Below are 14,599 nucleotides of genomic sequence, written 5' to 3' on the forward strand. Positions count from 1 at the left end.
ACTTTTTTTAAGCTTGCTTGAAGTTTTTCACTGCCACTCTACGATGTTTAGCGGGCAGATTTATAATATAGCATGTTTTCTAGTGGAGATCAAGAGGTTTTTAGTATTACTTAAAATTTTCATGGTGCGGTCGGCGAGACTCGAACTCGCACGGGTCGCCCCGCCACCCCCTCAAGATGGTGTGTCTGCCAATTCCACCACGACCGCAAAATTAAATGGCGGAGAGTGAGGGATTCGAACCCTCGCTACGCTTGCGCATACTAACGGTTTAGCAAACCGTCCCCTTCGGCCTCTTGGGTAACTCTCCACAATATATGGAGCGGGTGATGGGAATCGAACCCACGCGACCAGCTTGGAAGGCTGGAGTTCTACCATTGAACTACACCCGCAAATTTTGGTGCCGGTGAAGGGACTTGAACCCCCACGGTTTCCCTCACGATTTTGAGTCGCGCGCGTCTGCCATTCCGCCACACCGGCATATCTAATCATAAAAAATGGTCGGGAAGACAGGATTCGAACCTGCGACCCCTTGGTCCCAAGCCAAGTACTCTACCAAGCTGAGCTACTTCCCGATTGTATCCTTTTCACTTTGGATGAAAAATGGCGTGCCCTGAGAGATTCGAACTCCCGACCTTTTGATTCGTAGTCAAACGCTCTATCCAGCTGAGCTAAGGGCACATATGGAGCGGACGAAGGGTCTCGAACCCTCGACCTTCGCCTTGGCAAGGCGACGCTCTACCAATTGAGCTACGTCCGCATACTGCTTTGTAGTTGTGTGGTCCCCGAAAGGTGCTCGGAATGTGTTCCAGTAGCACGCTTCCCATCATGGGGATAAAAAAACTGGTGAGCCATGAAGGACTCGAACCTTCGACCCTCTGATTAAAAGTCAGATGCTCTACCAACTGAGCTAATGGCTCTCAACAAGAAAATTGGTGGGGAGAGACGGATTCGAACCGCCGAACCCAGAGGGAGCAGATTTACAGTCTGCCGCGTTTAGCCACTTCGCTATCTCCCCAGCTTCTTCACTTTTTGAGGTATTTCATGGTGCCGGCAATAGGACTTGAACCCACAACCCCCTGATTACAAGTCAGGTGCTCTACCAATTGAGCTATACCGGCATTCTACTTTAGGAATGGCGGAGCTGACGGGACTCGAACCCGCGACCTCCGGTGTGACAGACCGGCGTGAACTCCAACTTCACCACAGCTCCATATTTGGCTGCATCCTACGGATACTCCCATCCTCCTTGAACTCGACGCTTATCCGAGGATGTACAAGGAAGAAAATTGGTTGCACCCTACGGGTACTCCCATCTCACTTGAGCAAGATGTACATTCGACGTAGTTCAAGTGAATAATTTGGTTGCGGGAGCAGGATTTGAACCTGCGACCTTCGGGTTATGAGCCCGACGAGCTACCGAGCTGCTCCATCCCGCGACAGGGACCTTTTCGGTCAGTATTTATGGTGGAGGCTGACGGGATCGAACCGCCGACCCTCTGCTTGTAAGGCAGATGCTCTCCCAGCTGAGCTAAGCCTCCATGATGGTGACCCGTAGGGGATTCGAACCCCTGTATGACAGCGTGAAAGGCTGCTGTGTTAAACCGCTTCACCAACGGGCCATTCATGTTAAATACGTTATGGCGGATGGAGTGGGATTTGAACCCACGAGACGGGTCAACCCCGCCTACACGATTTCCAATCGTGCTCCTTCGGCCACTCGGACATCCATCCATAATGGCTCCTCGGGACGGACTCGAACCGCCGACCGATCGGTTAACAGCCGATTGCTCTACCAACTGAGCTACCGAGGAACAATGTAATCATCAACCGAAGCAATGAAAGGTAATGGTGGAGCTGAACGGGATCGAACCGATGACCTCCTGCTTGCAAGGCAGGCGCTCTCCCAACTGAGCTACAGCCCCATGAGAACAACTTATCACATGAAGGGAAGGGGTGTCTGAGCACCAGCTTGTTTCACCCTCACGGAATTAGAATGTTAGCAGGTTTTTTATTGAATTACAAGACTTAATTTGAATTTGCTTGACTCCATGACATGCCAAATGATAGAAGTGCCTGTTTTATGTCCTGCTCGGACGCAGCTCCCCCTTCATAATTTTCCACCTGTTGTGGAATAGTGATAGAGAAGTCGATACACCAAGGAGGACTGCATGAGCACGTTTTATGAAAAGTATGGCGGGGAAGAAACCATTTCCAAAGTCGTGGACTACTTTTATGACTTAGTTTTAGCCGATGAAACGGTGAACCATTTTTTTCAAAACACGGATATGGAGAAACAACGAAGGCATCAAACAAAGTTCATCAGCTACGCCCTCGGCGGCCCTAACCAATATACCGGACAGGCCATGTCAAAGGTTCACACAGGGATGAATCTGCAGCCCGAGCATTTTGATGCCATCGTCAGGCACTTGCACGCTGCCCTTTCCCACTTTGGTGTCAGCGAAGAAGATATTGACTTCGCGCTAACCAGAGTCGGGTCATTGAAGGACGATATTTTGTACAAATAGATTCGATTCCTCCGGCATTTCGTACCTTCGTCCCTTTTTCCCACGAGTAGTGCTGCGTGTCCTTCGCAGCTAGAATGACGTTTCCCCACCTGAAGAAAGCTGCCTGGATAGCGTCTCCCTCTACCAAAGGCGGCTTCCCCCTGCCATCACAGACATTTCCATATATAGCAAAAATTTTCGGACTTCAAATTCCATTCTGTATTGTCGATATATTCTTTATACTCCCATTCCTCTTATAATGCAGCAAGGTAGGTGTCATTCATGAAAAAGAAAGCAAGCAAACGGGGCTCTGCCCACTCTTTACGCTCCAAGCTCGTCCTGATGTGTTTATTATTGTTAGCCATACCAAGCTTAATCATTGGCATTCAGGGTTATTTATCAGCAAATAACAACCTGAATGAACTCGGTGCGCGCTCCCTCAAAAACAACGTGAATTTTACCATCGAACTGATTGATTCTCTCCAAACCTATGTCGACCAGGGTAAAATCAGCGTGGAAGAAGCCCAAGAGCAAGTGAAGTCGCACATTCTAGGGCCCAAGCAATCCGATGGCACTCGCACGATCAACAAAAGCATCGATGTTGGTGAGAATGGCTACATCTTTGTTTTGAGCGACAAGGGCTCCATGCTGGCCTCCCCCAAGATGGAGGGCAAGGAATCCTGGGATGCCAAAGGACCGGATGGAACACTTTTCACACAAGAAATCATCGGAAAAGCAATCAACGGCGGCGGCTTTACCCAATACCAATGGGCCTCCGCGCATGATCCGAATGTGCTGGCTCCGAAAATCACGTACGCCAAGCAGGATCCACACTGGGGCTGGATCATCTTGTGCCGGGACGTATATGGAGGACTTCAATAAGCCCGCCAAAATGGTTCTGTACAACCTGCTCCTCTTTTTGGGCGTATTCCTCCTCATCGGCATAGCTGTCTCTTGGATGTTCGCCAACCGGATTTCCAAGCCGGTCACGGCCATGGCCGTATCCGTACAGCGCGTGGCAGCAGGAGATCTGACGGCGGAAAAAATTGCGGTGAAAAGCCGCGATGAGATCGGACAGCTCGCCAATGACTTCAATGCGATGACCGACAACCTCCGCGATTTGATCCAGCGAGTAGGTGCGAGTGCAGAGCATGTTGCCGCTACCTCGGAGCAATTGACCGCAAGCGCCGAGCAGACGAGCAAAGCGACGGAACAGATCGCCGTCACGATGCAAGAAGTGGCGAGCGGCTCAGATGAACAGGCTCGTACCGTAGACGATGCCTCCAAAACCGTAACAAGCATGTCGGCTCGCCTGCAACAGATCGCCGCGAATACGGAGCAGGTATCCGCTACTGTCGAAGAAGCATCTCGCATCGTCGCAGGCGGCAATCAAGCGATCGGAACAGCCATCACACAAATGAGCTCCATCAATCATACCGTGACGGGTCTGGCTGCCTCCATCAAGCTGCTCGGTCAGCGCTCCGCCGAGATCAGCAACATCGTAGGGGTCATTACCACCATCGCGGAACAAACCAACCTGCTAGCCTTGAACGCGGCGATCGAGGCGGCGCGCGCAGGTGAGCATGGCCGTGGATTTGCCGTCGTCGCTGATGAGGTTCGCAAGCTCGCCGAACAGTCTGCCCAATCCACGAAACAAATTACCGAACTGATCGCAGCGATCCAGGTCGATACGAATCAAGCAGTCGGCGCCATGGAATCCACAACTACGGAAGTCGCCGCCGGGATCGAAGTGGTCAACGTCGCAGGTCAGTCCTTCCATGAAATTTTGCGCGGAATCCAGGAGGTTGTGCAGCAGATCCAAGAAGTGACAGCTGCCACCTCGCTCATGAACCAAGGAGCCGAGCAGGTCGTCCACTCCATCGACGTCATTGCGCAAACAGCCGCATCGACTGCCTTTGGTACCCAAAACGTCTCTGCAGCAGCCGAAGAACAGCTCGCTTCGATGGAGGAGATCTCTTCTTCTGCAGCCTCCCTGTCCAACATGGCGGAGGACCTGCAAGCACTGGTACAGCAATTTAAAGTGTAATTCTTGAAGGTAAAAAGCAAAAACGCTGCTTTCCAGTCGATGTGACACGGGAAGCAGCGTTTTTTTTATTCCCTCTCCCTTGCACGACATCCATGATTCGCTTATGATCGAACCATGAATGAAAAGAGGAGGTCGAACGTCAATGAGTTCCAGTTCCAGCCCCAATGTAAGCGAAGTCGCATCCCTGATCGGAGAACCGTCCCGCGTAGCCATGCTGCTGAGCCTGTTAGGCGGCAAAGCGCTGCCTGCCAGTGAGCTTGCTCGAGCTGCCCGCATTACTCCCCAAACGGCCAGCGCTCATCTGTCCAAGCTGGTCGAAGGTGGCCTTTTGGTGAACGAGTCTTACGGACGGCACAGATACTACCGGCTCGCGAATGCAGAAGTGGCACATGCTATCGAAGCGCTGCTCGCTATCGCGACTCCCAAGCCCATCCGTTCATTGCGTGAATCGGATCAGGTACGGGCGATGCGTTACGCTCGCACCTGCTATGACCATTTAGCCGGTGAAGTTGGCGTGGCGCTGACGGATCGGCTGCTCGCCTTGCAATTGATCGAAGAGATCGATCAGGACTTTGTGCTGACCGAAGCCGGCAAAGATAAGCTCGGGAAGCTCGGCGTCGATCTCCATTTCAGCCCCAAAAGCCGGCGTCGCTTTGCCCGGCCTTGCCTGGACTGGAGTGAACGCCGGCACCACCTCGCTGGCGTCCTCGGGGCCTCATTGACCAAGCGGCTGTTTGAGCTCGGCTGGATTGAGCGTATGCCTGATTGCCGAGCTGTACGCCTCACACCTGCAGGTGAAACGGGACTGACCGAACAGTTCGGGGTACCGATTCCCCCGCCGAAAGAAGCCGTTCGCTGAGCAGCTCCTCGTCGCAATTGTCAGGTGCTTGTCGCTGGCAATTGCGACTGCTTTTTGGCGGCGAACGTCCAGTTTACGAGAAAAATCCCGATAAAAATGAGCAGCCCTCCTGCATACACATGCCATTTCACGACCTCATCCAGCAGGAGCCAGCCGGAGAGCACCCCAAAAAACGGGGCCAAGAACAAAAATGCGCTGGTCCGCCCGGGATCACCCTGACTCAACAGGTAAAACCACGTGGCAAATTGAACAATGGACGCCATGATGGCCAGCCATAGCACGATGAAAACCGCTGCCGGGGTGATGATCATTTTGGGCGTTTCCAGAGTGATCCCCATCACGAGCAAAACCAATCCTCCAAAGAGCATCTGGTAAGCCGTCATCACCCATACATTGAAATGGACGCCCCACTTTTTCACCAGGATCGTCGCAATCGACCAGGATACGGCTGAGCCTATTCCGAATAGGGTACCCGTCTCCCATTGCAGGTGAAACCCGAGTGTGATAAACACTCCGGCAATTCCGATCAACACTCCCGCCCACTGCGCAAGCCGGTATTTCATTCCGAGGAAGATCGTTCCCCAGACGACCACGAGGAGCGGATTCATGAACGTCAATATCGAAGACTCCCCTGCAGTAATCGTGCGCAAGCTGAGAAAGATGCAGCCCATGACAGCAGCTGTTTGCAAAAAGCCGATCAAACCTACTTTTCCCCATTCACTCACTGTCGCCGGCATCGGCTTTTTCCGCACCCAGAGTGCCATGAGCAGCCCTGCTATGGTAAAGCGAAAGCCAACGAGAAGCAGCGGAGAATAATAGGCTAGCCCCATCTTCCCGACTGCAAAAGACGACCCCATCAGTGACGTTGTGACCACGACCAGAATGGCAAACCCGATTCGATTCATGTTTTCCTCTCCCATCTTCCCTATCCGGTGTTACCCTCATCATACCTGATGGTTATTTCGATGGGAGACGAAGCATGAAAGAAACCTTAACTGGGTAATCGTTTGCCCCACGGCTTAAAGACGGAGAGCAGAAAAATAGCTGCCAATGCCAGAACTTGCAGGATGATCCCGCCCCACAGCATCCCTTGATTTTGTCCCGCCAATGCTCCCGCGGTCCACACGTACATGCCGACCGGACCGAGAACAATGGTGACGACAGAAAGCACTTCCTTCGCGATAATCCAGTGATAGCGCAGGAAGCCCCAATGCGTCAAAGCCGAAAGCAGGATCCCCGTCACCAGCGTGCCGATGGTCGATGCGCGAACCGAGGTTTTGGAAAGAGCATGCATGACGGTATAGCAGGCCTGGAATACATGTGGGTCATCGGTGGTCGCCGCGACAATGCTCAGGACCAGAAAAATGACCGCTCCCCCAGCATGATGGCGGAAAAGATCAGGTGAAGCAGCAGCAGCCACTTCTTTTGCGTCATACTGATATTCCTCATCGATCAAGTTCACCTCCTGTAAATGCTGCCTAAAATCGGCATGCCTAAAGAGGCACGCAGCGAAGCCTACGTGCCGTATTTGCCCGAGTCATTAAAGCTGAAAACGATAGCCGACTCCCCAGATCGTCTCGATATATTGGGGATGAGATGGATCCGTTTCGATTTTTTCCCGCAGCTTGCTCACATGGACGGTCACTGTAGCGTTGTCCCCGTAAGCATCCAAGCCCCATATTTTTTCGAACAGCTCATTCTTGCTAAATACCCAGTTGGGATGGGTCGCCAGGAACAGCAGCAAATCGTACTCCTTGCTTGTCAGCGCTGTTTCTTTTCCGTTTACAAACACTTTCCTCGCCAGCTTATCGATGCGAAGTCCCCGGATTTTGATTTCGTCTGTCGGCAGCTTCCGCGAGTTGTCTGCAAGCAGACGGTCATAGCGGGATAGATGTGCCCTCACCCGGGCGACCAGCTCCCCCAAGCTGAACGGCTTGCTGATGTGATCGTCCGCGCCAAGCCCGAGACCACGGATTTTATCGATATCCTCTTTTTTGGCGGAGACGAGAAGGATGGGAATGTTTTTGGCTTCGCGCACCCTTTTGCAGATTTCGAAGCCATCGACTCCCGGCAGCATCAAATCCAGAATGATGAGGTCCAACTCGTCAGACAACGCCTTTTGCAGCCCGATATCCCCGGTCATCGCCACTTCCACGGCGTATCCGCTCGCTTCCAAATAATCCTTCTCCACTTCTGCAATGACTGGATCATCTTCAATGATCAGGATGCGCCTCATGTTCGTTCCCCTCCTTGCTCGATAGTCGCGGCAATGCAATCTGTAAGACCGTGCCCACTCCCAGCTGGCTTGTCGCCGCGACTGTGCCTCCGTGCCCCTCCACAATCTGCTTCACAATGGCCAGCCCCAATCCACTCCCGCCTGTCGCTGCATTGCGCGAGGGATCTACCCGATAAAAGCGATCAAAAATGTACGGAAGCGCCTGCGGATCAATGCCCGATCCGTTATCCTCGATGCTGATCGTCACCATCTCGCTGTCAAAGGAGAGCCAGGTCCGGATATTCTTTTCGGGTTTGTCCAGGTGCTTCAGACTATTGTCAATCACATTCATGAACACCCTCGCCAGCTTTTCCCGGTCGGCCATGACCAGCAAAGAGGGCATGTGTCCCTCAGAGGAGCAGCTCACCCGGATGTATTCCATCCTCGGATCGAGCCGCAGCTCCTCCACAAACTCTTTGAGGAAAGCTGCCACATCTAGCTCTTCCCAATGAAAAGGGAGCTTCTTTTCATCCAGCCGGGAATACAGGAAGAGCTCGTCGATCAATCGATCCATTTGCTCCGACTTGATCCCGATCATTTTCACGTATTTTTCCCGCTTGGCCTCCGTGTCCGCGATTCCATCCCTCATGGCCTGCACACACGCCTGAATTCCGGTGATCGGCGTCTTCAGATCATGGGAGATGCTGGCGATCAGCTCCTTGCGACTCTCCTCGTACTGAAGCTGCCGGTGGATCGAATCGTGAAGTCGTCCCCGCATTTCTTCGAAGGCGTCCCCCAGCTCTCCCAGCTCATCCTTTCGATTCAACCGGAAGGAACGCTCCAGATTTCCTTCCTTGATGTCTTCTGCCACCCGCTTGAGAGCATGCAAAGGCTTGATGATGCTGCGCGAGACCAGATACGTCAGCACGCCGTTGGTAAGGCCGATGATCACCAGGAGCGACAGAACCATCGACAGGACAAAATATCTCCCGGTGGCAAACCATGGCTTGGGGTCGAACAGAAAATAGGCGGTTCCTGCACTCGAGTCGCTGAATGTCAGATCGACCGACTCGATCGCGTACCCATCCTGCCCGATCCAGCGTTTCTTTTCGCTGCCCAAGGATCCTTGTAAAAGCCGCTCCACTTCGGTCTTTTGAATGGATTCAGACGCGAATGCCACCCGACCGTCTTTCACCAGAACGAGAGCCGATTTCAAAGGCACGAGCTGGCGATCCACGCTTGTCAGGAGGCTTTGATCCAGCAAACGGTCCGGATCGTGCTGCGCCATGAACTTCACCCCAGCAAACACTTCGCTGCGTTCATTAAACATATTCCAGATAGGAGATCTGCCACCCTCATTGCCGAACCGCGCCTGTTCACCAAAAAAGACAGATGCCAGCGTCGATGCCGTCAGGCCAAACAGGACGACTGGCACGATGATCATGGCGATATAGGAAAGCAAGAGTCTCGTCTTGATGGACATAGGCATTCTCCTTATCGTCGAAGAGTCTTCCACATTTTTCCGCATGGTGCTGTACAAAGCATTATACTATACCCCTGCCATCCGCTCACTTCATCTGGCAAGAGGTTACTTCCATGCAGGACGATGCCAGCCTTCGACGTGCTCCACTTTCTTGCCTGTCAGGTCGACGTGTTCCACCTGCGTTTGGGAAAGATCACTCAGGGTAACATCCAGCTTCAAGGTCAGCTGGTGCTCTTTCCCTGCCGCATCGCTCCCTGCCACGTGAATTTCGGCGGATTGTCGCTCAATCCGGTTGTTCCTGTCAATCGTGGCGTTCAGCTTCAGCCGCTCTACACGGATATCCTGCTGCAACTGTGGCAGGCTTGCCGGGAGGTGCTTGCCGGATGCGGCATCCTGCGCATGCTCCGCCATTTTGGTGAAAAACATCGTCGCTGCTTTGTTTGCGAATGCAGGCAGTTCCTGTTCGGCTACCTGCAGGCTGACCTGCTTGCTTCCGTCAGGCATCGTTTCCACGGCCGTGTGCTCCCGAATATTTCCCAGCATGATGTTGCGCACCTGCTCGACGATCACAGGAGGCTCTCCGGAAACGCCTTCAAAACGCTTTTTCCCCCACCCCTTTTGCTCGAAAACGCTGAATGTGTCGCTCTCCGCTTTCTTGAAGATGACTTTACCGTCCTCGCGAAAAACCTGGAAGTCCTCTGTTTGATCGCCAACCAGATCCTCCCACGATCCGGACACGCTAGCCTCCTGCTTCTCACGATCTACCTTTGCCACGCTGGACATGGTGAACAATGGCTTCCCGTTGTCGATCAGATCCAGTTTGACATGTGCGGTCAGGCTGGATTCCGCCTTCATCTGTTTCATCGCCGACTGATAGACAGCCACTCCCGAGTCGTCAGCCTGCACGGGCAAGCCTGCTCCCCACAGCAATACGGCACCTAGTCCCAAACTCGTTCCCAATACCCACCATTTTTTCTTCACTGTCATTCACCGCCTTTTTGAATTGGCGCCTCGTTCTCGCGCTCACAAGATCAAGGATAGCTGCGAGCTCTAAAAGGGCTCTAAAACCATTCTAAAAAAAGTCTAAAGTTTAAAGGGATGCTGCAGGAAATAAGAAAGAGCCAGCCCTCCCTGATCATGGCGACCAAGTCCTGCTGACTCTCTTCGTTTCTTTTGGGAAAGTCTTACAATCCGATATACTTCTCGTACGCTTCGTACACAGCCCGTGTAATGACGGCTGCAGAACGCCCGCCATAGCCGCCTTCCGGAACGACCACGGCGACAGCCAATTTGGGGCGATTTACCGGCGCAAACGAGATGCTGACGCCGTTTGTAATTCGGGCGTGCCTCTTCCAATGCGTCTTTTTCTTACCTGTCTTGGCGTCCGTTGTCGTCACAGGTACGTAAATGTCTTGCTCGGACGTACCCGTTTTGGCAGCCACGGAATAGGGAAGTCCCTCAAATGCCCGAATAGCCGTACCCCCAGGCTGCGTGACCATGACCATTCCGCGCGTCAGGATGTCCCAGTAAGCATCCGGGTGAGGGAATGTGCCGAGGACACGTGGGGTGAACGGCCGGATGACCTTGCCGTCGGGACTCGTGATCTTTTCTACCAATTGCGGCTGCAGGCGGACCCCCTTGTTTGCGAGGGTCGCTGTATACTGGGCCAGCTGCATGGCAGTCGCCCGAATCTGCTGCCCGAACGAGGCTTGGACCATCGCTGCGAGTGGGCCATAATTTTCATTCATCACCAGATAGTCTTCTTTTCCAGTGCTTTCATTCGGCAGATCCACACCTGTTTGAATCCCCAGGCCGAACGCATGATAGTAAGATTGCAGCAAGGATGCAGATGCTCTTCCCTTTCGCTTGGACAGCTCTTCACCGATCCTGGCCATATACGTATTGGAGGATTTCTGGATCGCCTTTTCCGGAGTGAGCATGCCGTACACGTGACCATTGTCATTTTTGATCCGGTCAGATCCCCTGCCGTATTGATACACCCCCGGGTCTTGCCATTGATCGTTCGGCCCGATGATCCCTTCCTGCAAGCCGAGCAAGACTGTGATAGGCTTGATGACGGAACCTGAGGGCACGATAGAGCGAGGGTGCTTGTCATTTTCTGCAATCGCTGCCTCTCCCGTCAATGGACGAGCGTCGTATGGGGCTTCCCTGATGGTTCCGTTTGTCACGGCAAATTGAATCTGCTCGTACAATTTCTGGTCGGGCCCCTCTATCCAAACGTTCGGATCGTATTCAGGGTAGCTGACCATCGCCACGATCCTTCCTGACTTGATTTCCATGGCAACGACATAGGCGCCTTTGGCGTATTTGGCCTCTGGGATCGTAGCACGAAGATTGGGGAGAAACTGCCGCACCGAGTCTCGGATCGCCGATTGGACACGACGGTCGATCGTGAGGGTGAGGTCATTTCCTCTGACCGGCAGGACCTTTTCCATCTGCTTCACCACCGTCTGGTCCGCAGCCACCTCGTACAGCCGGTAGCCATTGATCCCTCTCAGTTCATCCTCATAGGACAGCTCGATCCCATCCAGACCCACAAGCTGAGTGGGCAAATACCGCTCCTTCTCAGCCCGATAGGTACGGATATCCAAGTTTTCCGCGATGTGATACGGCCGGACATACCCCACAGTCTGAACCGCGATCTGACTCGGATCGTATTGCCTGATCGGCTTCGTCACCACCTCGATTCCTTGCAGCTCCCCCCGATTTTCGCCCAATTCTGCAATTTCCCGCTGCGTCAGATCGCTCTTTAGTTCCTTTTCCAGGTATTTCGGCATTTGCCGGGGAATTCTGATGTAGGTCCCATTTTCGTAGGCATACCCCACATCCATCTTCTTCAGGAGTGTGGATCGATCCGTTTGGGTCAATATGGTTACCAGCTTTTCAAGCAAGCGGATGTAATCTTCTTTGTCCATGGATTCCTGCTCGCGAAAAACGACCAGAAACGAGGGCCGGCTCTGTGCGATGACATGTCCGGTGCGATCGTAAATGTTCCCGCGCATCGCTGGAATCGAATCCCTTTTAAACGAACGGACCATCAGCTCACTGGCGTATTGGCCCCCTTGCTGGATTTGCAGCTGTGCCAAGCGCAAAACAATAGCTGCAAACAGGACAAAGACCATGATGTAGATTACTTGCAGCCGATTGATTCGTTTCTTTCTCTCTGGGGGTAATGTCGGTTCGTTCATCTTTTTACTCCTCTAGCACAAGTACTCTATTTTTTCTACTTTGCCCTCGGTATCAAGAAGCATACGATCCTGCAGAAATATGCGTGCGTAGTGGAATGCTCCAATATCAGCAGGCTGGGATGCAGCCGGAATTGTGGAAGGAGGGGCCATTGAAAAATGGAACGGCTGCCTCATGGGACACGCGAGGCAGCCTGTTTATTTACGGAAGCGCCTGGGTAAAAATGCGTTTCACTTTCGAATCGAGCACATGACTCCCGCCTCTCCCGCGAACGTCCTCGACCATCATCACCAGCAAAAGCTTGGGATCGTCTACGGAAAAGGCAGCGTACCAGCCGTTTTCCTGTCCAAGCTCGCCTTTCTTTTGCTTGAGCTCGGCGGTCCCCGTCTTGCCTGCGATTCGGTGACCCGCGACGCGTGCACCACGCCCTGTTCCCTTCGAATCTTCCATGACTTGCAGCAGGTCGTTTTGCACCAGCTTCGCGCTTTCCTTTGACATGACGCCCGTTTTCCAATACGGATCGTGCTTCTCCTCCTGAAACAAGAAGGGGTAGATCATGTTGCCGTCATTCACGAAGGCACTGTAGGCGAGTGCCAGATGCAGCGGTGTCATCGTGACTTCCCCCTGGCCGTAGCCCGAATCCGCGAGTTGAATTTCATTTTTCATTTGTTCGCCATTTGTGAGCGTTGATTTTTCTATGGGAAAAGGGATGGGAATCGATTCATGGAAGCCGAATTCCTTTGCCTTTTGCATGAAGTTGTCCTCCCCGATGGAGAGAGCCGCCTGCGCGAAATAAATATTGTCCGAATAAACAAGTGCTTTCTGCAGATTGACTGGTGCGCGGTGGTCGCTGACGCGAGTGACTTCGTAGTTCCCCCAGGACGAGTCCTTTTGCCAATGCAAGCCGTCGATGTCTTTCTCTTCATCCGGCGTGATGGCCCCCATGTCCAGCCCAATCGCTGCCGTTATCGGCTTAAAGGTGGATCCCGGCGCAAAGCTGTGGGCAAAGCGATTGAGCATCGGTTTTTGGGGATTTCCGTTTAGCTCGTTCCACTTGTCGGTCGACATCCCGAGAACAAAGTCATTGGGATCATAGGCAGGCGAGCTGACCAGAGCGAGAACCTCTCCTGTCTTTGGCTGGATGGCCGCCGCTGCCCCCGCCTCCTTTTTCAGCTCTCCGTAAATTTGTTTTTGCAGCTCTGCGTCGATGGTAAGCTTCAAGGTATCGCCATTTTTTGCAGCGCGTTCCCCGACAATCTTTTTGTCCATGCCATCTGCATTCACGATGGTGATGCGTCCTCCCGCTGATCCCTTCAGACGCTTTTCATACATTTGCTCCAGGCCCGTTTTTCCGATCTTGTCGGAGGAGCGATAGCCCTCCGCCTTTTTCTTCTCGTATTCCTCCGCGCTGATGGAGCCAGTATAGCCAATCAAATGTGCCAAGGCCTCCTTATACGGGTAGTACCTCACTTGCTTCTTTTGCAGCACGATTCCCTTCGTACCTGTAAGCTGAAAAATCCGTTCATCGTCATCAGACAATGTTGCTATACGGATGAATGACGTTTTTTTCGATGACTGTGCCTGCACGGTGGCTGCCACTTCATTAGATGCCAAACGCAGGATGTCACTCACCTGTTTTCGTCCTGCGGGGGTCAGCTGACTCCACTCGGCTGGATTCACCCCGACATCGACAACGACTCGGTCGGTAGCCAAACGTCGTCCTGCACGGTCCAGGATCTCTCCTCGCTTGGGGGGGATGGTAGATGCTCTGACTTTGTCTCCGTCCTGCATATCAGGGAGGAGGAATGACGGATTCCAGGAGATGTACCAGCCCTCCCCTTCGCCCTGCTTCTCTTTGACCAGCGTGGCCTTCCCCGTAAACGAGATCGGGTCGACAAAGGTATCCATGCTGAGTCGATAATGCAGCTTGATCGTACCATCCTCACCTGGCTGGACGGGCCCATTGTACAAAGGTTCGACTGAAATATTGTGTGCTTCAATGCCTTCATAAATATTTTGATAGCGCTGGGTAAACTGCTCTTTTGTAATTTGCTGTTTGGTCTTAGTAGAAAGCTGCTCGTACATATTGGAGAATTGACCGTATTGCCAGCGGGTCGTGAATGTAGAAAATGCAGTCTTTGCTTTTTCTCCTTCTCGCTGGGGGCTGTCTTGCCACATGTTCCAATACACGAAGCCAAACCCTCCCAGGACGACAATGAAGACTGACCAAAACCAAACCCATGTTTTCTTCACAAGGATCGTCTCCCTTCCATTCCCCAAGATA

At 52.9% G+C, this 14,599-nt stretch carries 11 protein-coding genes and 17 tRNA genes; 4 read left to right on the forward strand and 24 right to left on the reverse strand.

Features of this window, described 5'->3' with window-relative positions:
- Positions 1-122 precede the first annotated feature (122 nt).
- From JNE38_RS25155 to JNE38_RS25235, 17 genes are all read right to left on the reverse strand, one after another.
- Positions 123-207 (reverse strand) — tRNA-Leu (locus JNE38_RS25155).
- A gap of 9 nt (positions 208-216) precedes the next feature.
- A tRNA-Ser gene (locus JNE38_RS25160) sits at positions 217-307 on the reverse strand.
- Between the two features lie 8 nt (positions 308-315).
- A tRNA-Gly gene (locus tag JNE38_RS25165) sits at positions 316-389 on the reverse strand.
- 6 nt (positions 390-395) lie between these two features.
- Positions 396-477 (reverse strand) — tRNA-Leu (locus tag JNE38_RS25170).
- 18 nt (positions 478-495) lie between these two features.
- Positions 496-572: transfer RNA gene (locus JNE38_RS25175), tRNA-Pro, on the reverse strand.
- A gap of 29 nt (positions 573-601) precedes the next feature.
- Positions 602-678 (reverse strand) — tRNA-Arg (locus JNE38_RS25180).
- A gap of 3 nt (positions 679-681) precedes the next feature.
- Positions 682-757 (reverse strand) — tRNA-Gly (locus JNE38_RS25185).
- Between the two features lie 84 nt (positions 758-841).
- Positions 842-917, reverse strand: a tRNA-Lys gene (locus tag JNE38_RS25190).
- Between the two features lie 13 nt (positions 918-930).
- Positions 931-1,015, reverse strand: a tRNA-Tyr gene (locus tag JNE38_RS25195).
- A 27-nt stretch (positions 1,016-1,042) separates the two neighbouring features.
- A tRNA-Thr gene (locus JNE38_RS25200) sits at positions 1,043-1,118 on the reverse strand.
- 15 nt (positions 1,119-1,133) lie between these two features.
- Positions 1,134-1,210: transfer RNA gene (locus tag JNE38_RS25205), tRNA-Asp, on the reverse strand.
- A 149-nt stretch (positions 1,211-1,359) separates the two neighbouring features.
- Positions 1,360-1,436, reverse strand: a tRNA-Met gene (locus JNE38_RS25210).
- Positions 1,437-1,462: 26 nt separating this feature from the next.
- A tRNA-Val gene (locus JNE38_RS25215) sits at positions 1,463-1,538 on the reverse strand.
- Positions 1,539-1,542: 4 nt separating this feature from the next.
- Positions 1,543-1,619 (reverse strand) — tRNA-Glu (locus JNE38_RS25220).
- A gap of 19 nt (positions 1,620-1,638) precedes the next feature.
- Positions 1,639-1,731 (reverse strand) — tRNA-Ser (locus tag JNE38_RS25225).
- A gap of 4 nt (positions 1,732-1,735) precedes the next feature.
- Positions 1,736-1,811 (reverse strand) — tRNA-Asn (locus JNE38_RS25230).
- A gap of 35 nt (positions 1,812-1,846) precedes the next feature.
- Positions 1,847-1,922, reverse strand: a tRNA-Ala gene (locus JNE38_RS25235).
- A gap of 246 nt (positions 1,923-2,168) precedes the next feature.
- Here JNE38_RS25235 and JNE38_RS25240 point away from each other — a divergent pair.
- The 4 genes from JNE38_RS25240 to JNE38_RS25250 all read left to right on the forward strand — a co-directional run bounded on the left by JNE38_RS25240 (position 2,169) and on the right by JNE38_RS25250 (position 5,410).
- Positions 2,169-2,525: a group I truncated hemoglobin gene (locus JNE38_RS25240; protein WP_203353819.1), complete on the forward strand. Its 357-nt coding sequence runs from the start codon at positions 2,169-2,171 to the stop codon at positions 2,523-2,525.
- Positions 2,526-2,786: 261 nt separating this feature from the next.
- Positions 2,787-3,386 carry a cache domain-containing protein gene (locus JNE38_RS30835; protein ID WP_238933461.1) on the forward strand — a complete coding sequence of 200 codons (600 nt, stop codon included), beginning with the start codon at positions 2,787-2,789 and terminating at the stop codon, positions 3,384-3,386.
- Positions 3,370-4,551, forward strand: coding sequence for a methyl-accepting chemotaxis protein (locus JNE38_RS25245; protein ID WP_238933462.1), 1,182 nt, complete (start codon positions 3,370-3,372; stop codon positions 4,549-4,551). Before JNE38_RS30835 ends, JNE38_RS25245 begins: the two co-directional genes overlap by 17 nt.
- A 142-nt stretch (positions 4,552-4,693) precedes the next feature.
- Positions 4,694-5,410, forward strand: coding sequence for an ArsR/SmtB family transcription factor (locus JNE38_RS25250; RefSeq protein ID WP_203353820.1), 717 nt, complete (start codon positions 4,694-4,696; stop codon positions 5,408-5,410).
- Between the two features lie 20 nt (positions 5,411-5,430).
- Here the strand turns inward: JNE38_RS25250 and JNE38_RS25255 are convergent, their stop codons facing one another.
- From JNE38_RS25255 to JNE38_RS25285, 7 genes are all read right to left on the reverse strand, one after another.
- Positions 5,431-6,315, reverse strand: a complete 885-nt coding sequence (locus tag JNE38_RS25255) for a DMT family transporter (protein ID WP_203353821.1) — start codon at positions 6,313-6,315, stop codon at positions 5,431-5,433.
- Between the two features lie 86 nt (positions 6,316-6,401).
- Entirely contained in the window at positions 6,402-6,866 is a 465-nt protein-coding gene (locus JNE38_RS25260; protein WP_238933463.1) for a SirB2 family protein, read from the reverse strand.
- 84 nt (positions 6,867-6,950) lie between these two features.
- Positions 6,951-7,646, reverse strand: a complete 696-nt coding sequence (locus tag JNE38_RS25265; RefSeq protein ID WP_203353822.1) for a response regulator transcription factor — start codon at positions 7,644-7,646, stop codon at positions 6,951-6,953.
- Positions 7,624-9,108, reverse strand: coding sequence for a sensor histidine kinase (locus JNE38_RS25270; protein ID WP_203353823.1), 1,485 nt, complete (start codon positions 9,106-9,108; stop codon positions 7,624-7,626). Before JNE38_RS25270 ends, JNE38_RS25265 begins: the two co-directional genes overlap by 23 nt.
- Positions 9,109-9,213: 105 nt before the next feature.
- Complete coding sequence (locus JNE38_RS25275) at positions 9,214-10,089, reverse strand: hypothetical protein (RefSeq protein ID WP_203353824.1); 876 nt, start codon at positions 10,087-10,089, stop codon at positions 9,214-9,216.
- Positions 10,090-10,292: 203 nt separating this feature from the next.
- A complete protein-coding gene (locus JNE38_RS25280) occupies positions 10,293-12,317 on the reverse strand; it encodes a peptidoglycan D,D-transpeptidase FtsI family protein (protein WP_203353825.1) in 2,025 nt (674 codons plus the stop codon).
- A gap of 199 nt (positions 12,318-12,516) precedes the next feature.
- Positions 12,517-14,568 (reverse strand): penicillin-binding transpeptidase domain-containing protein, encoded by a 2,052-nt coding sequence (locus tag JNE38_RS25285; protein WP_203353826.1) that lies wholly within the window; start codon positions 14,566-14,568, stop codon positions 12,517-12,519.
- Positions 14,569-14,599 lie beyond the last annotated feature (31 nt).

The sequence above is a fragment of the Brevibacillus choshinensis genome (assembly GCF_016811915.1).
Classification (GTDB): Bacteria; Bacillota; Bacilli; order Brevibacillales; family Brevibacillaceae; genus Brevibacillus; species Brevibacillus choshinensis_A.